General features: G+C 67.9%; 16 protein-coding genes and 1 tRNA gene. 8 read left to right on the top strand and 9 right to left on the bottom strand.

From position 1 onward, the window contains the following. Nucleotides 1-7: 7 nt before the first annotated feature. The gene (locus ACP690_RS11315; RefSeq protein WP_426261232.1) at nucleotides 8-538 is read right to left on the bottom strand and encodes a peroxiredoxin; all 531 of its coding nucleotides are present in this window, start codon (nucleotides 536-538) and stop codon (nucleotides 8-10) included. Nucleotides 539-609: 71 nt separating this feature from the next. On the opposite strand from ACP690_RS11315, the gene ACP690_RS11310 reads away from it, so the two are divergent. Further along, entirely contained in the window at nucleotides 610-1,419 is an 810-nt protein-coding gene (locus ACP690_RS11310; protein WP_294284009.1) for an inositol monophosphatase family protein, read from the top strand. Nucleotides 1,420-1,869: 450 nt separating this feature from the next. On the opposite strand, the gene ACP690_RS11305 is transcribed toward ACP690_RS11310, so the two are convergent. After that, nucleotides 1,870-3,987 carry an AsmA family protein gene (locus ACP690_RS11305; RefSeq protein ID WP_426261233.1) on the bottom strand — a complete coding sequence of 706 codons (2,118 nt, stop codon included), beginning with the start codon at nucleotides 3,985-3,987 and terminating at the stop codon, nucleotides 1,870-1,872. 171 nt (nucleotides 3,988-4,158) lie between these two features. Between ACP690_RS11305 and rpmI the strand changes: the two genes are divergently transcribed. The 5 genes from rpmI (at nucleotide 4,159) to pheT (ending at nucleotide 8,933) form a co-directional block, all read left to right on the top strand. Beyond that, on the top strand, nucleotides 4,159-4,362 hold the full coding sequence (gene rpmI, locus ACP690_RS11300) for a 50S ribosomal protein L35 (RefSeq protein ID WP_017977259.1): 204 nt from the start codon (nucleotides 4,159-4,161) through the stop codon (nucleotides 4,360-4,362). Between the two features lie 12 nt (nucleotides 4,363-4,374). Further along, nucleotides 4,375-4,740 carry a 50S ribosomal protein L20 gene (gene rplT, locus ACP690_RS11295; protein ID WP_017977258.1) on the top strand — a complete coding sequence of 122 codons (366 nt, stop codon included), beginning with the start codon at nucleotides 4,375-4,377 and terminating at the stop codon, nucleotides 4,738-4,740. Nucleotides 4,741-4,971: 231 nt separating this feature from the next. Continuing rightward, nucleotides 4,972-5,310, top strand: coding sequence for a GIY-YIG nuclease family protein (locus ACP690_RS11290; protein WP_426261234.1), 339 nt, complete (start codon nucleotides 4,972-4,974; stop codon nucleotides 5,308-5,310). Continuing rightward, nucleotides 5,307-6,422 (top strand): phenylalanine--tRNA ligase subunit alpha, encoded by a 1,116-nt coding sequence (pheS, locus tag ACP690_RS11285; protein WP_295562907.1) that lies wholly within the window; start codon nucleotides 5,307-5,309, stop codon nucleotides 6,420-6,422. Before ACP690_RS11290 ends, pheS begins: the two co-directional genes overlap by 4 nt. A 147-nt stretch (nucleotides 6,423-6,569) precedes the next feature. Continuing rightward, nucleotides 6,570-8,933 carry a phenylalanine--tRNA ligase subunit beta gene (gene pheT, locus ACP690_RS11280; RefSeq protein WP_426261235.1) on the top strand — a complete coding sequence of 788 codons (2,364 nt, stop codon included), beginning with the start codon at nucleotides 6,570-6,572 and terminating at the stop codon, nucleotides 8,931-8,933. Between the two features lie 303 nt (nucleotides 8,934-9,236). On the opposite strand, the gene ACP690_RS11275 is transcribed toward pheT, so the two are convergent. Further along, the gene (locus ACP690_RS11275; RefSeq protein ID WP_426256458.1) at nucleotides 9,237-9,605 is read right to left on the bottom strand and encodes a tRNA-binding protein; all 369 of its coding nucleotides are present in this window, start codon (nucleotides 9,603-9,605) and stop codon (nucleotides 9,237-9,239) included. Then, entirely contained in the window at nucleotides 9,586-10,260 is a 675-nt protein-coding gene (locus tag ACP690_RS11270; protein WP_017977253.1) for a glutathione S-transferase family protein, read from the bottom strand. Before ACP690_RS11270 ends, ACP690_RS11275 begins: the two co-directional genes overlap by 20 nt. A gap of 42 nt (nucleotides 10,261-10,302) precedes the next feature. Between ACP690_RS11270 and ACP690_RS11265 the strand changes: the two genes are divergently transcribed. Beyond that, nucleotides 10,303-10,494 carry a hypothetical protein gene (locus ACP690_RS11265; RefSeq protein ID WP_426256457.1) on the top strand — a complete coding sequence of 64 codons (192 nt, stop codon included), beginning with the start codon at nucleotides 10,303-10,305 and terminating at the stop codon, nucleotides 10,492-10,494. Between the two features lie 135 nt (nucleotides 10,495-10,629). Here the strand turns inward: ACP690_RS11265 and gltB are convergent, their stop codons facing one another. From gltB to ACP690_RS11240, 5 genes are all read right to left on the bottom strand, one after another. Beyond that, nucleotides 10,630-15,138: a glutamate synthase large subunit gene (gene gltB / locus ACP690_RS11260; RefSeq protein WP_426261236.1), complete on the bottom strand. Its 4,509-nt coding sequence runs from the start codon at nucleotides 15,136-15,138 to the stop codon at nucleotides 10,630-10,632. Beyond that, nucleotides 15,135-15,728, bottom strand: coding sequence for a DUF2059 domain-containing protein (locus ACP690_RS11255; RefSeq protein ID WP_426261237.1), 594 nt, complete (start codon nucleotides 15,726-15,728; stop codon nucleotides 15,135-15,137). The genes gltB and ACP690_RS11255 overlap by 4 nt, the downstream gene beginning before the upstream one ends. Beyond that, complete coding sequence (locus ACP690_RS11250; protein ID WP_426261238.1) at nucleotides 15,686-17,119, bottom strand: NAD(P)-dependent oxidoreductase; 1,434 nt, start codon at nucleotides 17,117-17,119, stop codon at nucleotides 15,686-15,688. Before ACP690_RS11250 ends, ACP690_RS11255 begins: the two co-directional genes overlap by 43 nt. Nucleotides 17,120-17,272: 153 nt before the next feature. Beyond that, nucleotides 17,273-18,070 (bottom strand): undecaprenyl-diphosphate phosphatase, encoded by a 798-nt coding sequence (locus tag ACP690_RS11245; protein WP_017977248.1) that lies wholly within the window; start codon nucleotides 18,068-18,070, stop codon nucleotides 17,273-17,275. Between the two features lie 127 nt (nucleotides 18,071-18,197). Beyond that, complete coding sequence (locus ACP690_RS11240) at nucleotides 18,198-19,127, bottom strand: complex I NDUFA9 subunit family protein (RefSeq protein WP_426261239.1); 930 nt, start codon at nucleotides 19,125-19,127, stop codon at nucleotides 18,198-18,200. A 109-nt stretch (nucleotides 19,128-19,236) separates the two neighbouring features. Here ACP690_RS11240 and ACP690_RS11235 point away from each other — a divergent pair. Continuing rightward, nucleotides 19,237-19,323 (top strand) — tRNA-Leu (locus ACP690_RS11235). Nucleotides 19,324-19,757: the final 434 nt, after the last annotated feature.

Below are 19,757 nucleotides of genomic sequence, written 5' to 3'. Positions count from 1 at the left end.
CGTGGCTTCACTTCGCTGCGAGGCGACGAACCGCGGCGAGCGTCAACGCCACATGCTGCGCAGGGTTCATATCGTCGTGGACGAACGCGATTTTGCCGTCGCGGCCGATGACATAGCTGGTCCGCTTGGTCAGCGCGCGGCCGCCGGCGTTGAGCGCGACGTCGTAATTCTTGATCACCGTGGGCCCCGCGCTCGCCACCGCGAACTTGCCCGCGCACTTTTCCGCCGAGAAGCGCTGCAGCGTCGGCACGTCGTCGGCCGACATGCCGATCACGGTCGCACCGGCCTTCTGGAATTCGGGAATCGCCTCGGCAAAGGCATGCGCCTCGGCGTTGCAGCCACCGGTGAAGGCCGCGGGGAAGAAATAGAGGACGACCGGGCCCTTCTTGAGCTGCTGGGCGAGATCGATGCCGACGACCTGGCCGGCGACCGCGCCGCGCGTGGCGAAGGTCGGCGCCTTCGCGCCTACCGGCAGACCGGCGATAGCAGGAGTGGCGACAAGCGCGATCGTGGCAATAGCGGCGGAAAACAGACGCATGGAAGGGATCCTCTCGCAAAGACGTGACCGGACCCTAGCGCCTGGCCCTGCCCCGCGATAGGGCTGCGATCATGCCGATTACCGCCGCCGATATCCAGCTCGCCCAGCGCCTCGCCGACGCCGCCGGGGCGGCGATCCGCCCCTATTTCCGCGCCGACCATGGCGTCGAGCTGAAGGACGACCGCTCCCCCGTCACCCGCGCCGATCGCGAGGCGGAGGCGGCGATGCGGCGGCTGCTGGATGCCGAGGCGCCGGGCGACGGCGTGGTCGGCGAGGAATATGGCACCAAGGACGGCGTGACCGGGCGGCAATGGGTGCTCGACCCCATCGACGGCACGCGCAGCTTCACGGTGGGGCGCGCGATCTTCGGGACGCTGATCGCGCTGGTGGAGGATGGCTGGCCGCTGCTCGGCATCATCGACCAGCCGGTGCAGCGCGAACGCTGGCTGGGTGTCGCCGGCCGGCCGACGACCTTCAACGGCACGCCCGCGCGCACCCGGCGCTGCGCGCAGCTGGAGGGCGCGATCGTCGCCACCACCAGCCCGCACCTGTTCGCGGATGGCGACGTGCCGCATTACATGGCGCTCGTCGCCGCCGCCTCGGGCGGGCATGCGCGACAGGGGCCGGTCTATGGCGGCGATTGCTACAATTACGGGCTGCTGGCGAGCGGGCATCTCGACGTGGTCGCGGAATCCGGGCTGCAACTGTATGATTTTGCCGCGCTGGTGCCGGTGGTCGAGGGCGCGGGCGGGCGGATGTGCGACTGGAACGGCGACCCGCTGACCGCAACGAGCGCGGGCCATGTGCTGGCGATCGGCGACCCGGCGCGGACGGACGACGTGCTGGAGGCGCTGCGCGCGGCGCATGGGCATGATCACTGAGGTTTGACGGGTCCGTCATTTCCGCGGCGGGGCGGGCCATAACTTTTGACGTTGCGGCTGGATGCGCGAGGGTAGCGCGTCTGGATTCCCGCCTGCGCGGGAATGACGGCGTGGTGGAGGGGCGCCCTAGCCTTACCCGTCATCCCGGCGGAGGCCGGGATCCATGGTGGCGGTGGCGGCAGCGTTTGCGCGCCGACACGTATGGCGCGCTGTCCATGGATCCCGGCGTTCGCCGGGATGACGGAAGTGGGAGAGCGCGCCTTGGCCGTCGGTGTGCAGGACGCCCGCCCCACACGGCCCGTCATTCCCGCGCAGGCGGGAATCCATAACCTCTGACGTTGCGGCTGGAGGCGCCAGGGTAGCGGGTCTGGATTCCCGCCTTCGCGGGAATGACGGCGGGCTGGAGATGGGGCCGGGATGACGAAGAAGGGGAGTATGCGAGCGCACCCCTCAGAAGATCCCCAGGAACTTCTTGCGCTGGGTCTTGCGTTCGCCGCCCGACGCCTTGCCATTCTCTTCCTTGGCGGTCGTGCCGTGGCCGACGTCGTCGCGGGGGGCGCCCTTGGTGGTGCGTTGCGCCGCTGCTGTGGCACCGGCGAGGACCGGGCTGCAGGCGGCGGCCTTGGCGTCGCCGACGTCGACGAAGGCGAGGATGCCCGCCACAGGCGTCGCGACCACCGCCAGCCCCAGGCCGGCGCCGGCGCGGCCGAGCAGCTGGTTGCTGATCACGTCGAGCTTGGGATGCGCGAAGGTGCCGCCGATGCCGACGGGCGACTGCCCTGAGAACAGGCTGAATTTCTTCCCGTCCGCCCGGATGGCGAGGTCGACGCCTTCGGTGCGGAAGCTGAAGCCGCCGCGGCCGAGGATCACGTTCTTCGACGTATCGATCAGGATCGGGTCCGCCGCCGCGACGCCCCCGCGGACGGTGAAGCCGACGAGGCCGCAGTTGATGCGTACCGGCTCCTTCAATTTGTCCTCGAACATCTTCTGCACGAAGGTGCCGATGTCGAGTTCGGACAATTGCGCATTGCCGGTCGTCAGATCGCCCTGCGGAATGATGAAGGCGATGCGCCCGCGCGCGGTGCTGAGCGAATCGTGGATCGTGTCGCCGCGCCCGTCCAGCCGGATGCGGCCGTGGATCGTGCCGGTCGTCCCCGCCTCTGCGACGCCATAGCCCTTCAGCAGCCGTCCGAGCGGCGTCGGCGTCAGGCGGATGTCGTAGCGGACCGCGGATGGCCGTGCGCGCGTGTCGAACACCACATCGCTCGCCACATTGCCGCGTGCCATCGCGAAGGTGAGCGGCGACAGCGCCAGCCGCCCGTCCTTCAGCGCCAGCGTGAGGTCGACGTTGCTGATCGGCACGTTGCGCGATCGCACGACGCCGACCGTCCATTTGAGGTCAGCATCGAAGCGCTGCATCGTCGCGATCGGCAGCGCGGCATCGGGCAGCAACCGGCCGCTCGCCGCACCGGCCGCCGCCGCCGCGGCCTCCGCGCCCTTCGTCGCGACGATATCGGGATTGTAGCCGATGAAGGGCGCGGCATCGATGATGTCGAGGCGTTTGGTCGCGAGCTTCGAATCGAGGTGGAGCCGCTCGCCCGTCGTCACGGTGAGCGTGCCGGCAAGGTCGGTCGCCCCCGCCACGCCGGTGAGGCGGGTGAAGCGATAGTCCGCGCCGTCCTTCACCATTTGGCCGCGGACGCGATAGGTGCGCGTATTGGGGATGGCGACGCCGATGATGCCGAGCAGGTCCGCCATGTTGCGCCCGCGCGCGGCGACCGACAGCGGCACGCCCTCGATCTCGGCGAGCGAGGGCAAGGTGCCCGCGACGTCGATGACGTTCCCCGCCGCACGCATCCGCGCGACGAGCTGGTTCTGGCCGCGGTTCACCGTCGCATCGGGGGTGAGCAGCCGTGCGGTCAGCGTGAAGGGGGCCGTGCGGATACGGCCGGAGCCGGTGACGCCGACCGACTTGCCGATGCGCGCATCGGTCGATCGGATGTCGGCGATGGCGAGGTCGGCCGTCACCTGCATGCGCGGATCGACGTAGCGCACGGTCGTGCCGCGCACGTTGGCGACATCGATACGCGGGAAGTCGAGCGGCTTGCCGCCCTTTTTCTCGCTGAACGTCCAGGTATTGGTGCTGTGGTCAGGCTTCCATTCGAGGTCGACCTTGCCGTCGACGAGATCGAGCCAATAGAGTCGGCGCTTGCCCCAGAGCAGCGACAGCGGCGCGATCCGCGTGTCGATCCGCGCCGCGTCGAACAGATAGGGGCGGCTGGCCCAGGCAGGATTGGCGATCGTCATCCGTTCGGCGACGAACTTGATCTTGAACGGCGCGAAATAGAGCTGGAAGTCGCCGTCGATCCGCACCGCGCGATGCGTCTGGCCGCCGACGAATCGTTCGAAGGGCGCGCGCAGGAAGCGGCCCTTGGTGATATAGAGCACCAGCCAGATCGCGACGATCAGCGCGATGACCGCGAGCACGATGTTGCGCACGATTCGCCACGCACGGCGGCGGCGCGCGGGCGCGATCGTCTGGGACGGGGCGGAAGCGGGCGTCTCCATCGAGTGGCCAAGCGCGTGCGCCCTCGTTCCGGTTCCGCATCGGTCGCCCGTCCTTGCGTTTTGCGTGCGGCGGCGGTAAGGGGCCCGCTTCCCGAGCGAGGCGCTACAGGACTGCCCGGCCATCAAGGGCTGCCGCGGCTGTCCATGCCTGCTCATAGCGAAAGGACCAAAATGCCCAAGCTCAAGACCAAGAGCGGCGTCAAGAAGCGCTTCAAGCTGACCGCCAGCGGCCTGCTGAAGCACGGCGTCGCCGGCAAGCGCCACCGCCTGATTTCGCACAACAGCAAGTACATCCGCCAGAACCGCGGCACCAAGGTGCTGTCGAAGGCCGACACCGCGACGGTGAAGGCCTGGGCGCCGTACGGCCTCAAGTAAGGAGATCAGGACATGGCACGCGTCAAGCGGGGCGTAACCACTCGCGCCAAGCACAAGAACATCCTGTCTCAGGCGAAGGGCTATTACGGCCGTCGCAAGAACACGATCCGTATCGCTCGCCAGGCCGTCGAAAAGGCCGGCCAGTATGCGTATCGCGACCGCAAGGTGAAGAAGCGGACCTTCCGTGGTCTGTGGATCCAGCGCATCAACGCCGGCGTCCGCGCGGAAGGCCTGACCTATTCGCAGTTCATGCACGGCCTGAAGCTCGCCAACATCGACCTGGACCGGAAGGTCCTGGCCGACATCGCGATGCACGAGACGGCGGCCTTTGCCGCGATCGTCGCGCAGGCGAAGGCGGCTCTGCCCCAGGCCGCGTAACGCGCCTGACGGACGGAATGCGAAGGGGCGTCGGTGGCAACACCGGCGCCCTTTTTCGGTTTGGGGGTGGTGATCGGCGGCCGCCTCCCCCTTTTCGTCATCCCGGCGCACGCCGGGATCCATGGACTGGGGCCAGTGGCGTTTGCGTGCTACCATCGGCCACACCCCCCTCCATGGATCCCGACTTTCGTCGGGATGACGAAGGTGGGGGCGGGAAGGGGCAACCCATTCATGCGCGACGTCTTCCAACCTTGCGTCTACATCCTCGCCAGCCGTCGACATGGCACGCTCTACATTGGCGTCACCTCAAACCTGCTCGCACGCCTCATCCAGCATCGCGAGGGCTTGATCCCCGGCTTCACCAAGGCATACGGCGTCCACATCCTCGTCTGGTATGAGGTACACGCCACGATGGAAGCCGCCATCGTGCGCGAGAAGCGGCTGAAAGAATGGCGGCGCGCGTGGAAGATCGAGCTGATCGAAGCGCAGAACGAAGACTGGGGCGATCTCGGCGTCGGATTGGGGCTTGCCCCCCTGCCGCCGGTCCCGACGAAAGAGAGCATGACGTGACGCAAGACCTCGACACCCTGCGCGGCCAACTGATCGCCGCGATCGAATCCGCCGCAAGCCTCGATGCGCTCGAGGCGGTGCGGGTCGAGGCGCTCGGCAAGCAGGGCAGCGTCACCACGCTGCTGAAGACGCTGGGCAAGATGAGCCCCGAGGAGCGCCAGGTCGAAGGGCCGCGGATCAATGGCCTGCGCGAGGCGGTCGCGACCGGCATCGCCACGCGCAAAGAGGCGCTGGAGCGCGCGGCGCTCGACGCGCGGCTGGCGAGCGAAACGCTCGACATGACGCTGCCCGCCGACGCGCCGCTCGCCGGCACGGTCCACCCGGTCAGCCAGGTGATGGACGAACTGGCCGAGATCTTCGCCGACCTGGGCTTCGCGGTGGCGACGGGGCCGGAGATCGAGACCGACTGGCACAATTTCAGCGCGCTCAACATTCCGGAGACGCATCCGGCGCGCGCCATGCACGACACCTTCTACCTGCAGCAGGGGATCGACGCGAAGGCGGACGGCAGCTTCGACGAGCGCACGACCTTCTCGCTGCTGCGCACGCATACGTCGCCGGTGCAGATCCGCACGATGCTGAACCAGCAGCCGCCGATCCGCATCATCGCGCCGGGCCGTACCTATCGCTCCGATTCGGATGCGACGCACACGCCGATGTTCCATCAGGTCGAAGGGCTGGTGATCGACAAGGGCATCACGCTCGGCCACCTGAAATGGACGCTGGAGACGTTCCTGAAGGCGTTCTTCGAGCGCGACGACATCGTGCTGCGCCTACGCCCGAGCTATTTCCCGTTCACCGAACCGTCGGCGGAAGTCGACGTCGGCTATACGATCGAGAAGGGCAAGCGCGTGATCGGTGGGTCGGGCGGCGGCTGGATGGAGGTGCTGGGCAGCGGCATGGTCCACCCCAAGGTCATCGAAGCGTGCGGGCTGGACCCCAACGAATGGCAGGGCTTTGCCTTCGGCTGCGGGATCGACCGACTCGCCATGCTGAAATACGGCATGGACGACCTTAGGCCCTTCTTCGACGGCGATATCCGCTGGCTGAAGCATTATGGCTTTTCCAGCCTCGACGTGCCGACGCTGTCGGGCGGCGTCGGCGCGGCGTAAAGCCCCGCGCTCGTATCCGTCATCCCGGCGCACGCCGGGATCCATGGATACGGCGCAGGACATAAGGATACGGCCCGCCCGCCCCAAGGCCGACCGCGTCCATGGATCCCGGCGTGCGCCGGGATGACGATCAGAACGGAACGACCGATGAAATTCACCCTTTCCTGGCTCAAGGACCACCTGACCACCGATGCGAGCCTCGACGATATCGTCGACGGGCTGACGCGCATCGGGCTGGAGGTGGAGGGCGTCCACAATCCCGGGGAGGCGCTGCAGGCGTTCCGCGTCGCGCGCATCCTGTCAGCCGAGCGTCACCCGCAAGCCGACAAGCTGCAGGTGCTGAGCGTCGATGCCGGTGACGGTCCGATGCAGGTCGTCTGCGGCGCGCCCAACGCACGCGCCGGCCTGGTCGGCGTGTTCGGCGCGCCGGGTGCCTATGTTCCCGGCCTCGACGTGACGCTGAAGGTCGCGGCGATCCGCGGCGTCGAATCGAACGGCATGATGTGTTCGGCGCGCGAGCTGGAGATCGGCGAGGGCCATGACGGCATCATCGAACTGCCCGAGGACGCGCCGGTCGGCACCCCCTACCCCGACTATGCCGGGCTGAACGATCCGGTCATCGACGTATCGATCACGCCCAACCGGCAGGATTGCATGGGCGTCCACGGCATTGCCCGCGACCTCGCCGCCGCCGGCCTCGGCACGTTGGTGCCGCCGACCGTGCCCGCGAACGATGTGCAAGGCCCCGGTCCGGACGTGCGGATCGAGGACGCCGCCGGCTGCCCGGCCTTCTACGCACAGGCGGTTACTGGCCTCACCAATGGCGAGGCGCCGGAATGGATGCGCCAGCGGCTGACCGCGATCGGGCAGAAGCCGATCTCGACCCTGGTCGACATCACCAATTACATGACCATCGACCTGGGGCGCCCGCTGCACGTCTATGATCGCGCGAAGCTGACCGGCGGCCTCGTCGCGCGGTCCGCCCGCGACGGGGAGACGATCGAGGCGCTGAACGGCAAGACCTATACGCTGCGCGAAGGCATGACCGTCATCGCCGACGATGCGGGCGTCCACGACATCGGCGGCATCATGGGCGGCGAGCATTCCAGCGTCACAGCCGAGACGACCGACGTCGTCATCGAATGCGCCTATTTCGCGCCCGACGCGATCGCGCGGACGGGCCAGGCGCTCACGCTCACCAGCGATGCGCGCCAGCGCTTCGAGCGCGGTGTCGACCCGGCGTTCCTCGACGACGGCCTGGCCATCGCGACCTTCCTCGTCCAGCACTATTGCGGCGGCACGGCGAGCGCTGTCACCCGCGCGGGCGAACCGCCGGTGGCGCCGCGGACGATTGGCTACGACCCGGCACGCGCCGAAACGCTGGGCGGCCTCGCGGTCGCACCGGAGCGGCAGCGCGACATCCTCGAACGGCTCGGCTTCGCGGTCGACGGCGACTGGACGGTCACCGTGCCGACGTGGCGCCGGGATATCGACGGCCCCGCCGATCTGGTCGAGGAAGTCATCCGCATCGAGGGGATCGATAAGGTCGCGCCCGTCGCGCTGCCGCGCACGCCCGGCGTCGCGCGCCCGACCGCCACGCCCGACCAGAAGCTGGAACGCCGCGTCCGCCGCGCCGCCGCCGCGCGCGGGCTGGACGAGGCGGTGACGTGGAGCTTCCTGTCGGAAGCGCAGGCCGCGCCGTTCGGCGGAGGCACGTGGAGCCTCGCCAACCCGATCAGCGAAGACCTGAAGGTCATGCGGCCGTCGCTGCTGCCCGGCCTGCTGTCGGCGAGCGCACGCAACCTGAAGCGCGGCATCGCGACCGTGCGGCTGTTCGAGATCGGCCGCCGCTACCTGGTCGATGGCGAGCATCCGACCGTGGGCGTTGTGCTGGCCGGCCATGCGCGCGAGCGCGGCTGGCGTGGCGGCAAGGCGACGGGCTTCGACGCCTATGACGCCAAGGCGGAGGCGCTGGCGCTGCTCGCCGCGGCGGGGGCGCCGGTCGACAATCTGCAGGTGATGGGCGAGGCCGGCGACGCGTGGCACCCCGGCCAGTCTGGCACGCTGCGGCTGGGGCCGAAGACGGTGCTGGCGCGCTTCGGCATGCTGCACCCCAGCCTGCTCAAGGCGTTCGACCTCGACGGCGCAGTCGCCGCGGTGGAAGTGTATCTCGATGCGCTACCCGCCAAGCGCATGAGCGGCTTCATGCGCCCGGCCTTCGCGCCGCCGGCGCTGCAATCGGTGCGCCGCGACTTCGCCTTCCTGGTGCCGCAGGGCGTCAGCGCCGACGCGCTGGTGCGCGCGGTGCGATCAGCGGACAAGGCGGCGATCACGGGGGCACGCGTGTTCGACGTGTTCACCGGCGCCGGCGTCGACGAGGGGTTCAAGTCGGTCGCGGTGGAGGCGGTGCTCCAGCCCGCCGACAAGAGCTTCACCGACGAGGCGCTGAAGGCGATCGCCGACAAGATCGTCGCGGCGGCGGCGAAACAGGGTGCGGTGCTGCGGAGCTGATTCGCGGCACCTTTGTCGGAACGGGCGGGAAACTCGGCCTGCCCGTAGGTGCCACCCCGGCGCAGGCTGTGGTCTTTGGCAGCTTTTGGCGGACGCCTTCACCGGGAGACCCCGGCCTGCGCTGGGGTGACGGCTGGGTTTGGGCAGATGCATGAGAGCTTGGCCGAAGCGACGCGATGCGGGGTGCTACCTATGGCGGTGACGGGGCGGGCATTCACGCCGCCAGTACCGAAGCGCTTCGCTGACCTCCCCCTCCGTCATGCCTTGCGGCATGCCACCTCCCCCTGGCGGGGGAGGACTTAATTAGAAGAGGCGGCCGCCGTTCGGCACCGGCTGATCGGGGGCGATCAGCACCACCTTGCCGTCCGCATCGGGGAAGCCGAGCGTCAGCACTTCGGACATGACCGGCCCTATCTGGCGCGGCGGGAAGTTGACCACCGCGGCGACCTGACGCCCGATCAGGTCTTCGGGGGTGTAGTGCGTGGTGATCTGCGCCGACGACCGCTTGATGCCGATGCCCTCGCCGAAATCGATGCGCAGCTTGATCGCGGGCTTGCGCGCTTCGGGGAAGGGCTCGGCGGCGACGATCGTACCGACGCGGATGTCCACCCGCTCGAATTCGGCGAACGTCAGCGGGTCGGGGCCGAGCGGATCAGAAGTCGACATTGTCATAATGCGCCGGAGGGCCGATTAGCTCCATCCGCTCGGACAGCAACGGCCGGAAGCTCGGACGGCTCTTGAAGCCGCGATACCAGCGCGCGGTCTGGTCATGCCCCTTCCAGTCGATGCCGCCCAAATAGTCCGCCACCGAAATCTGCGCGGCGGCGGCGAGGTCGGCGAGACTCATCGTCGCGCCGCCCAGCCAGTTGCGGTGATCGAGCAGGTAATCGGTGTAATCGAGATGACTGACCGCCGCCTTCATCGCCTCGCGCAGGCCCTTGGCATCGGGCGAGGCGCGGTGGGCGAGGCGCTTGACGACACGCTCGTGCAGCAGCGGCCCGGTGACGTCGCGATAGAAATGCGTGTCGAACCACGTCACCAGCCGGCGGATCTCGGCGCGGTTGGCGGCGGTGCCGTTGATCGTCGCCGCCTTGTCGACCGTTTCTTCGAAATATTCGCAGATCGCCATCGAATCGATCAGCGGCGCACCCGGGCGGCTGGCGTCGACCATCACCGGCGTTTCGCCGGCGGGGTTCATGTCCATGAACTCGTCGCGCCGCTCCCACGGCGATTCGCGCACCAGCTGATAGCCGATGCCCTTTTCACCGAGCAGCAGCCGCACCTTGCGGCTGAACGGGCACAGGGGGAATTGGTAGAGCTGCCACATGCCTGCGGTGTTAGAAGCATGGGCGGATGGAGGGAAGCAGTGATGGCCTTCGATGACGGTGTTCGCATCATCGATGGCGTGATCCACATCGACCATGCGGAGATCGAAGCCGGGTTACGCGCATTGGCTGCGCGTTGGCAGGTCACCGTTGAGGAGGCGTTGGGGATCGTGCTGCGCAACGCCTTGGGCGAGCAGGGACGCGAGATGCAGGGCCAGCCGACGGTGGTGGGATAAGGACGCTTCCCGTTTTCGTCATTCCGGCGCGGGCCGGAATCCATGGATGCATGCGGCTGATGATGCGCGCTACCGCGGCCTCACCGCCTTCCATGGATCCCGGCGTGCGCCGGGATGACGAAATGTTGTCGATCCCTATTCCGCCGCCACCGCCTCGACCGTGTCGTCGAGCGGGTGGGTCTGGCGGGAGAGCATTTCCTTCGGGATCACCTGCCAGAAATCACCGGCGATCCGGTCCCAGTCGGCGAGCAGGCTCTTCGACCATTTGCTGTCGGTGGCCTTGGCGTGGCGTTCGACGAGGTCCTTGAGCACGCCTTCCCAATGCGCCGAGGCGAGACGCTGCCAGACGATGCTGTCGGGATTGGCGCGGCGTTCGAAGGTCGCGTGCGGATCGTAGACGAAGGCCATACCGCCGGTCATGCCGGCGCCGAAATTCTGGCCGACCGTGCCGAGCAGCACCGCGACGCCGCCGGTCATATATTCGCAGCCGTTGGCGCCGCAGCCCTCGACCACCACGGTCGCGCCCGAATTGCGCACCGCGAAGCGCTCGCCCGCCTGCCCCGCCGCGAGCAACGTGCCGCTGGTGGCGCCATAGAGGCAGGTGTTGCCCGCGATCGTATTGTCCTGGCTGGCGAGCGGGGACGACACCGCCGGCCGCAGGATGATCGTGCCGCCCGACAGGCCCTTGCCGACATAATCGTTGGCGTCGCCGAACACCTCCAGCGTAATGCCCTTACACATGAAGGCGCCGAGCGACTGGCCAGCGGAGCCGCGCAGGCGGATCGTGACGTGGCCGTCGGCGAGCTTGCTCATGCCGAAGCGGCGCGTGATCTCGCTCGACAGGCGCGTACCGACCGCGCGGTGCGTGTTGCGCACCGAATAGGTCAGCTGCATCTTCTCGCCGCGGCTGAAGACGGCGGCGGCATCCTTGATGATTTGCGCATCGAGGCTGTCGGGCACGTCGTTGCGGAAGGTCGACAGGCTGAAGCGACGCTCGGCATCGGTCGCATCGACCTTGGCAAGGATCGGGTTCAAATCGAGGTCGTCGAGATGCTCGGCGCCGCGGCTGACCTGGCGGAGCAATTCGGTGCGGCCGATCACCTCGTCGAGGCTGCGCACGCCCAGGCGAGCGAGGATGTCGCGCACCTCTTCGGCGATGAAGGTCATCAGGTTGATGACCTTTTCGGGCGTGCCGACGAACTTCGAACGCAAGGCTTCGTCCTGCGTGCAGACGCCGACCGGGCAGGTGTTCGAATGGCACTGGCGCACCATGATGCAGCCCATCGCGACCAGCGACAACGTGCCGATGCCGAACTCCTCCGCGCCGAGGATCGCGGCGATGACGATGTCGCGACCGGTCTTGAGGCCACCATCGGTGCGCAGGCGCACTCGGCCGCGCAGGCCGTTGAGGGTGAGGACCTGATTGACCTCGCTGAGGCCCATTTCCCACGGCGTGCCGGCGTATTTGACGCTGGTCTGCGGGCTCGCACCCGTGCCGCCGACGTGGCCGGCGACGAGGATGACGTCGGCATGCGCCTTGGCGACACCCGCCGCGACGGTGCCGATGCCTGAGGAACTCACCAGCTTCACGCAGACGCGCGCGCGCGGGTTGATCTGCTTCAGGTCGTAGATCAGCTGCGCGAGGTCTTCGATCGAATAGATGTCGTGGTGCGGCGGCGGGCTGATCAGCGTCACGCCCGGCGTCGCATGGCGCAGCTTGGCGATGAATTCGGTCACCTTGAAACCGGGCAGCTGCCCGCCCTCACCGGGCTTCGCCCCTTGCGCGACCTTGATCTCGATCTCTTCGCAGGCGTTAAGATATTCGGCGGTCACGCCGAAGCGGCCCGACGCGATCTGCTTGATCGTCGAATTGGCGTTGTCGCCGTTTTCGTACGGGCTGAAGCGCTTGACGTCCTCGCCGCCCTCGCCCGACACCGCCTTGGCGCCGATGCGGTTCATGGCGATCGCCAGCGTCTCGTGCGCTTCGGGAGAGAGCGCGCCCAGCGACATACCGGGGGTGACGAAGCGTTTGCGGATTTCGGTGATCGCCTCAACCTGATCGACCGGCACGCCTTCGGCGGGGAAGTTGAACTGGAGCAGGTCACGCAGATAGACCGGCGGCAGATCGGCGACGCCGCGGCTGAATTGCAGATATTGCGTGTAGCTGTCGGTCGACACCGCGGTCTGCAACAGGTGCATCAGCTGCGCCGAATAGGCGTGCGTCTCGCCCGTATGGCGCTGGCGGTAGAAGCCACCGATCGGCAGCTTGGCGACGCCTTCGTCCCACGCCTGTTCGTGGCGGACGATCGCGCTATAGTGGAGCGAGTTATAGCCCTCGCCACTGATCTTCGCGGGCATGCCGGGGAACAGATCGTTGACCAGGCTGCGGCTGAGGCCGACCGCTTCGAAGTTGTAGCCGCCGCGATAGCTGGAGATCACCGCGATCCCCATCTTGCTCATGATCTTGAGCAGCCCTTCCTCGATCGCGGTGCGATGCCGCTTGAGGCATTCGTCCAAGGACAGGTCGCCGAACAGCCCGCGGGTGTGGCGGTCGACGATCGCGGCTTCGGCGAGATAGGCGTTCACGGTCGTCGCGCCGACGCCGATCAGCACCGCATAATAATGCGTGTCGAGGCATTCGGCCGAACGGACGTTGATCGAGGCGTAGGAGCGCAGGCCCCGGCGGACGAGGTGCGTATGCACCGCCGCCGCCGCCAGCACGCCGGCGATCGCGATCCGGTCTTCGGAAACGTGCTCGTCGGTCAGGAACAGCTCGCTCTTGCCCTGGCGCACCGCCTGTTCGGCCTCGTTGCGGATTCGCTGGATCGCGGCGCGCAGCTTTTCCGGGCCGCCATCAGCGTCGAAGGTGCAGTCGATCTCGGTCGCGGTGCGCGCGAAGTGCGCGCGCAGCCGGGCCCAATGCTGGCCGGTCAGCACCGGCGAATCGAGCACGAGCACGCGGTCGCGCTGATCCTCGGTATCGAGGATGTTGGCGAGATTGCCGAAGCGCGTCTTGAGCGACATGACATAGCGTTCGCGCAGGGAATCGATCGGCGGGTTCGTCACCTGGCTGAAGTTCTGGCGGAAGAACTGGCTGATCAGCCGCGGCTTGTCGCTGATGACGGCGAGCGGCGTGTCGTCGCCCATCGAGCCGACGGCTTCCTTGCCCGTCTCGACCATCGGCGCCAGGATCAGCTCCATATCCTCCAGCGTCTGGCCGGCGGCGACCTGGCGGCGGGTGAGGCCCGCGCGATCGTAGCGGACCAAAGCGTCGGGTACGTCGGGCAGATCGTCGAGCGTGTGGAATTCGCCGATCATTGCGGCATAGTCATGCTCGCCAGCGATCCGGTCCTTCACCTCGCGGTCGTTCATAACCCGGCCTTCGTCGAGGTCGACCGCGATCATCTGGCCCGGCCCCAGCCGGCCCTTGGCGACGATCGTCGATTCGGGGACGACGACCATGCCGGTTTCCGATCCGACGATCAGCAGACCGTCCGACGTGCGCGTATACCGCAGCGGGCGCAGCGCGTTGCGGTCGACACCGGCCACCGCCCAGCGGCCATCGGTCATCGCCAGCGCGGCGGGGCCGTCCCACGGCTCCATGACGCTGGCGAGATACTGATACATGGCGGCATGGTCGGCGGGGACGTCGGTGTCCTTCTGCCACGCTTCGGGCACCAGCATGATCTTCGCGGTCGGCGCGTCACGGCCGGAGCGGCAGATCGTCTCGAACACCGCGTCGAGCGCCGCGGTGTCGCTGGCGCCCGCCGGGATCACCGGCTTGATGTCTTCCGAATGCTCGCCGAACGCGAGGCTCGCCATGCGGATTTCGTGGCTGAGCATCCAGTTCTTGTTGCCGCGAACCGTGTTGATCTCGCCGTTGTGCGCGAGGCAGCGGAACGGCTGCGCCAGCCACCATTGCGGGAAGGTGTTGGTGGAATAGCGCTGGTGGAAGATCGCGACGCGCGATTCGAAGCGCTGGTCCTGCAAATCGGGGTAGAAGACCGACAGGCTCTCGGCGAGGAACAGCCCCTTGTAGACGATCGAGCGGCACGACAGCGAACAGATGTAGAAGCCCTGGATCTGCGCGGCGATGACGCGCTTTTCGATCCGGCGACGGACCAGGTACAGGTTCTTCTCGAATTCGGCGGCATCGACGTCGTCCGGCATCGGGCCGGCGATCATGATCTGTTCGATCTCGGGCCGCGTCGCCTGCGCCTTCATGCCGATGACCGACACGTCGACGGGCACCTGGCGCCAGCCGTAGATCGTGTACCCCGCCTCGATGATCGCGCTCTCGACGATCGTGCGGCAGGTTTCCTGCGCACCGAGATCGGTACGCGGCAGGAAGATCATGCCGACCGCCAAGCGGTTGGGCAGCACCTTATGGCCACTGGCGACGACCGCATCGTCGAAGAAGCGATGCGGCAGGTCGATGTGGATGCCCGCGCCGTCGCCGGTCTTGCCGTCGGCGTCCACCGCGCCGCGATGCCACACCGCCTTCAGCGCATCGACCGCCGACTGCACGACGCGCCGCGAGGCGCGGCCATCGGTCGCGGCGACGAGGCCGACGCCGCAGGCGTCGCCTTCGGTATCGGGACGATACATGCCGTGCTCGGCGAGATAGGTGCGTTGGTCGGTCATGGACGGGCCTTTGCTGCCGGGCGCGCTGCCTGGATGAGATAACGGCGTGCGATCGCGGCCTTGCGGGACTGCACTTCGGCGATGATTTGCGGATAGAATTCGCCGTACTTCCGCCCGACGGGCGTTTGGAAGAAACGGGTGATCTCGTCCATTTCGGACGCGGTGAAGCGCCGCGCGTAAATGGTCTGGCTGGCCGCCATGATCTCGTCGAGCATGGCGGGGCGGCGAGCGGCAAGCCGAGCGGCGATCTCAGGCGTCGGCTCGCCCGTCGCGCGACAGTCGGCGAGGTTGCGCCCTTCCTCCGCGCGATCGAGACATTCGGACAGCAAGGTGGCGCGGGCGGAGCGGATGCTGTCGTCGAGCAACACCGCCTGCCGCTCGCGGAATCGGCTTGCGACGAGCAGGCGACCGGCGGCCCCGCGGCGCGCGTCATCGACCGCCGGATCGGCCGCGGCGGGGGGCATCTTCAGCGTCGCGCGCGGCGTCTGGGAATATCCGGCCCCGACCGCGAGCGTCGTCGCCATCGCCGCGCATATTGCCGTCCGCTTCACGCCGCGACCCTCGCCGCCTTTGCCTTGGCCTTTAGCCATTTATGCATCGTCGCCGCGACGTCGCGGCCGTCGCGGATCGCCCACACCACCAGGCTCGCGCCGCGGACGATGTCGCCGGCGGCGAACACGCCGTCGAGGCTGGTCATCAGCGTCTTGCCGTCGACCAGCACCGTGCCCCAGCGGCTGACGCCCAGTTCGGGCGCGCCGAACAGCGTCGGCAGATCCTCGGCATCGAAGCCCAGCGCCTTCACGACCAGATCGGCCTGGAGCGTGAAATCGCCGCTGGGATCGGGTTCGGGCGCGCGGCGGCCGCTGGCGTCGGCGGCACCCAGCCGCATTTTCCGCGCGCGCACCGTGCCGTCGGCGTCGAAGGCGGCGGGGGCGGACAGCCAGACGAATTCGGCGCCCTCCTCCTCGGCATTGGCGACCTCACGCTGGCTGCCGGGCATGTTGGTGCGGTCGCGGCGATAGAGGCACTTCACGCTCGCCGCGCCCTGGCGGATCGCGGTGCGCACGCAGTCCATCGCGGTATCGCCGCCGCCGATCACGACGACATGCTTGCCCTCGGCATTCAGCGCGCCGCCATCGAACGCGGGCACCGCATCGCCGAAGCCCTTGCGGTTCGACGCGATCAGATAGTCGAGCGCCGCGACGACGCGGCTGTCGTCGCCGCCTGCGACGTCGAGCGCGCGCGCCTTGTACACGCCCGTCGCGATCAGCACCGCGTCATGACGCTGGCGCAATGCGTCCAGGCTCGCATCCTCGCCGACGCGGAAGCCTTCGTGGAAGACGATGCCACCCGCCTTCAGCCGCTCGACGCGGCGCATGACGACGGGCTTTTCGAGCTTGAAGCCGGGGATGCCATAGGTGAGCAGCCCGCCGGCGCGGTCGTGCCGGTCGTAGACGTGGACCTCATAGCCATGGCCGCGCAGATATTCGGCTGCCGTCAGGCCCGCCGGCCCCGCGCCGATCACTGCGACCGACTGGCCGCGTGCGGGCCCCGGCACCAGCGGCTCGACCCAGCCTTCTTCCCAGGCGGTATCGGTGATGAACTTCTCGACCGATCCGATCGTCACCGCGCCATGGCCGGTGAATTCGACGACGCAATTGCCCTCGCACAACCGGTCCTGCGGGCAGATGCGGCCGCAGATTTCGGGCATGGTCGAGGTGGAGTTGCTCAGTTCATAGGCTTCGCGCAGCCGCCCCTCCGCGGTCAGGCGCAGCCAGTCGGGGATATGGTTGTGCAGCGGACAATGGACTGAGCAATAGGGCACGCCGCATTGCGAGCAGCGCCCGGCCTGATCCTCCGCCGCCGGAGGCGCGTAGCGCGCGGCAATTTCGGCGAAATCCTCCGCCCGCGCGGCAGCATCGCGCTTGGCGGGATAGGCCTGCGGCCTGCCTACGAACTTCAGCATGGAATCGTGCGCCATAAGGCCTCCTCACGACCGCAATAGGAAGCGGAGAGGCCCATGTCATGCGCAAAATGACCGATATGGCTTATTTGCTGACCTAATATCGGCAATTATCTTTGCGATTGACTCTCATCAAGGCCGCGGCGCGCCAAATTAGGTCCGCTTTAAGCCCTAACGTAACTGGAGCGCGACGAGCGCCACCGCGCCGACGATGATGCGATACCAGGCGAAGGGGGCGAAGCCGTGCCGGCTGACGATGCCGACGAACCAGCGGATCACCACGATCGCGACGACGAACGACACGACGAAGCCGATCGCGATGCTCAGCCACTCGCCCTGCCCCAGCGTCGCGCCCGACTTCAGCAGATCGTAGGCGGAGGCGGCGAGCATCGTCGGGATGGCGAGGAAGAAGGAAAATTCCGCCGCCGCGCGCCGATCGACCCCCATGCTCAGCGCGCCCATGATCGTTGCGCCCGAGCGGCTGACGCCCGGGATCATCGCCAGACACTGGACGACGCCGACGCCCAGTGCGGTCGACCAGGGCATCGCCTCGACCGATTCGATCCGCGCCTGTTTCACCAGCCGCTCGATGACGAGGATCGCGATGCCACCGACGATCAGCGCGACCGCGACGACCGTCGGGCTTTCCAGCAGCGCCTTCACCGCCTTGTAGACGACGAGGCCGATGACCATCGCCGGCAGGAAGCCGAGCACGATGTTGCGCACGAAGGCGAAGGCGCCCGGCTTCTTCGCGAACAGGCCGACCGCGACATCCCAGAACCGCCGCCAGTAGAGGACGACGACCGCCAGGATCGCGCCGAGCTGGATGACGATGTCAAAGGTCGCGGTCGCCTTGTCCTGGACGCCGAGCAGCGTGCCGGCGAGGATCAGATGCCCGGTTGAGGAGACGGGCAGGAATTCGGTGACCCCCTCGACGATGCCGAGGAGAATGACGGTGAGGAGGTCCATGCACGGTCCTTAAGGCGGGGGGCGGTAATGGGATGTCCGCTCACCCGGTCCGGTCGATGCCACCCGCGCCCGTGGGCGGGGTGGCGACCGGCTCGGGGCGAACGGGGATGCGGTCGGGCCGTCCGCGTTATGCGGCGAGGGTGGCCGCGCGGCGACCGAAGCGACCGGTGCGCCGGAAGCGGACGAGCCAGTCGGGCGCGACCGCCTGCAGCGGCGTCGGGTCGACGCCCAGCGCGGACAGCCCCTCCGCCCCCGCTGCGACGACGTTGTCGTGCTGGAGCATGAGCCACTGGTCCTTGGTGATCGGCGCCAGCGGCAGCGCGGCGAGCAAGGCGCCGGCAGCATCCGGCAGCTCGACGATCGAGGGGCTGCGGCCGAGCGTCGCGGCGATCCAGCGGATGATCTCGCCCATCGTCATCACGTCCGGCCCGCCGAGCTCGAATGTGCGGCCCGCATAGGCCGCGCCGGTCGCGTTCGCCATCGCATCGCCGACGTCGGCGGCGAAGACCGGCTGGAACTTCACCGGCGCGCGCAGCACCGGCACCACCGGCGACTTGGCGACCATGCCGGCGAAGCGGTTGATGAACTGGTCCTCACGCCCGAACACGATCGAGGGGCGGATGATCGCCGCGCCCGGGAAGGCCGCGCGCACCGCCGCCTCGCCGCGGCCCTTGCTGCTGCCGTAGCCCGATTGCGCCTCAGGGTCGGCGCCGATCGCGGACATATGAACCAGCGTCTCGACGCCCGCCGCAGCCGCTGCCTCGGCGACGTTGCGCGCGCCACCGACGTGCAGCGCTTCGAAATTGCCGGACAGGATGCCGACCATGTTGATCACCGCATCCGCGCCCGCGACGGCGCGCGCGACCGTCTCCGGCTTGGTCACGTCCGCCGCGACGAACTGCGTCTGGCCGAGGCCGCCCAGCGGGCGCAGGAACCAGGCATGACGCGGATCCCGCTCGGCGATACGCACCCGGGCGCCGCCGCGCAGCAGCGCCTGCACCACATAGCGACCGACGAAACCGCCGCCGCCGAAGATCGTAACCAGCTTGTCCTGCATGCGCCTCGGGCCTTTTTTTCGTCGCTGTCCTGACAATCGCCCCCTTGCCCCCCAAAAGGCGTGTTGACAAGGCACATGGCCGCCCCCTAAAGGCCGCCACCTACCCCGTGCCCAGATGGCGGAATTGGTAGACGCACCAGCTTCAGGTGCTGGCGATCGCAAGGTCGTGGAGGTTCGAGTCCTCTTCTGGGCACCATTTTGTCCTGCGATATGCAGTTGAGACCGAGATGTGACGAGGAGCATGCCGCTGGGCTGCTCTGGTTTTGTTTTCACACGCGGTGCCGACCCGATCTCGAACATTGGCAGGCGGTGTCGCTTTCATTATAATCCTCTGAGGCCATCCGGCGATGGCCCGCGTATCGGCTTGCCGGAGGTGCAGCAGCATTATCACGCCGATATGGGTGTCGCCCGGCGTCGATCGGCTGCGGTCGGTCCGAGGTCGTCTTTCCCCAAACCACGGCGATCCGTTGCCCACGAGGCGCTCAGGTTCGGAGGACAGCCCGCCAGTCCCAGCAGGACCTGTCCAACGCGATGCGCGCGCCGGCCTGACGTTTCCGCCATCAAACCCACGCAAACACGTACTTCGCCTAGGCAGCGAGCGATGCGCCGATGGCGAAGCCAGATGATGGC

Source organism: Sphingomonas sp. DC4900, from assembly GCF_049896485.1.
In the GTDB taxonomy this organism is placed as follows: domain Bacteria; phylum Pseudomonadota; class Alphaproteobacteria; order Sphingomonadales; family Sphingomonadaceae; genus Sphingomonas; species Sphingomonas aquatilis.
Note: the sequence above shows the minus strand (reverse complement) of the source record. Positions and strands in the feature narration are given on the sequence as shown.

Excerpts from the sequence above, each read along its gene's own strand:
- ACP690_RS11315 (WP_426261232.1), bottom strand. The coding sequence starts at position 538 with ATGCGTCTGTTTTCCGCCGCTATTGCCACGATCGCGCTTGTCGCCACT.
- ACP690_RS11310 (WP_294284009.1), top strand. The coding sequence starts at position 610 with ATGCCGATTACCGCCGCCGATATCCAGCTCGCCCAGCGCCTCGCCGAC.
- ACP690_RS11305 (WP_426261233.1), bottom strand. The coding sequence starts at position 3,987 with ATGGAGACGCCCGCTTCCGCCCCGTCCCAGACGATCGCGCCCGCGCGC.
- rpmI (WP_017977259.1), top strand. The coding sequence starts at position 4,159 with ATGCCCAAGCTCAAGACCAAGAGCGGCGTCAAGAAGCGCTTCAAGCTG.
- rplT (WP_017977258.1), top strand. The coding sequence starts at position 4,375 with ATGGCACGCGTCAAGCGGGGCGTAACCACTCGCGCCAAGCACAAGAAC.
- ACP690_RS11290 (WP_426261234.1), top strand. The coding sequence starts at position 4,972 with ATGCGCGACGTCTTCCAACCTTGCGTCTACATCCTCGCCAGCCGTCGA.
- pheT (WP_426261235.1), top strand. The coding sequence starts at position 6,570 with ATGAAATTCACCCTTTCCTGGCTCAAGGACCACCTGACCACCGATGCG.
- ACP690_RS11275 (WP_426256458.1), bottom strand. The coding sequence starts at position 9,605 with ATGACAATGTCGACTTCTGATCCGCTCGGCCCCGACCCGCTGACGTTC.
- ACP690_RS11270 (WP_017977253.1), bottom strand. The coding sequence starts at position 10,260 with ATGTGGCAGCTCTACCAATTCCCCCTGTGCCCGTTCAGCCGCAAGGTG.
- ACP690_RS11265 (WP_426256457.1), top strand. The coding sequence starts at position 10,303 with ATGGCCTTCGATGACGGTGTTCGCATCATCGATGGCGTGATCCACATC.
- gltB (WP_426261236.1), bottom strand. The coding sequence starts at position 15,138 with ATGACCGACCAACGCACCTATCTCGCCGAGCACGGCATGTATCGTCCC.
- ACP690_RS11255 (WP_426261237.1), bottom strand. The coding sequence starts at position 15,728 with ATGGCTAAAGGCCAAGGCAAAGGCGGCGAGGGTCGCGGCGTGAAGCGG.
- ACP690_RS11250 (WP_426261238.1), bottom strand. The coding sequence starts at position 17,119 with ATGGCGCACGATTCCATGCTGAAGTTCGTAGGCAGGCCGCAGGCCTAT.
- ACP690_RS11245 (WP_017977248.1), bottom strand. The coding sequence starts at position 18,070 with ATGGACCTCCTCACCGTCATTCTCCTCGGCATCGTCGAGGGGGTCACC.
- ACP690_RS11240 (WP_426261239.1), bottom strand. The coding sequence starts at position 19,127 with ATGCAGGACAAGCTGGTTACGATCTTCGGCGGCGGCGGTTTCGTCGGT.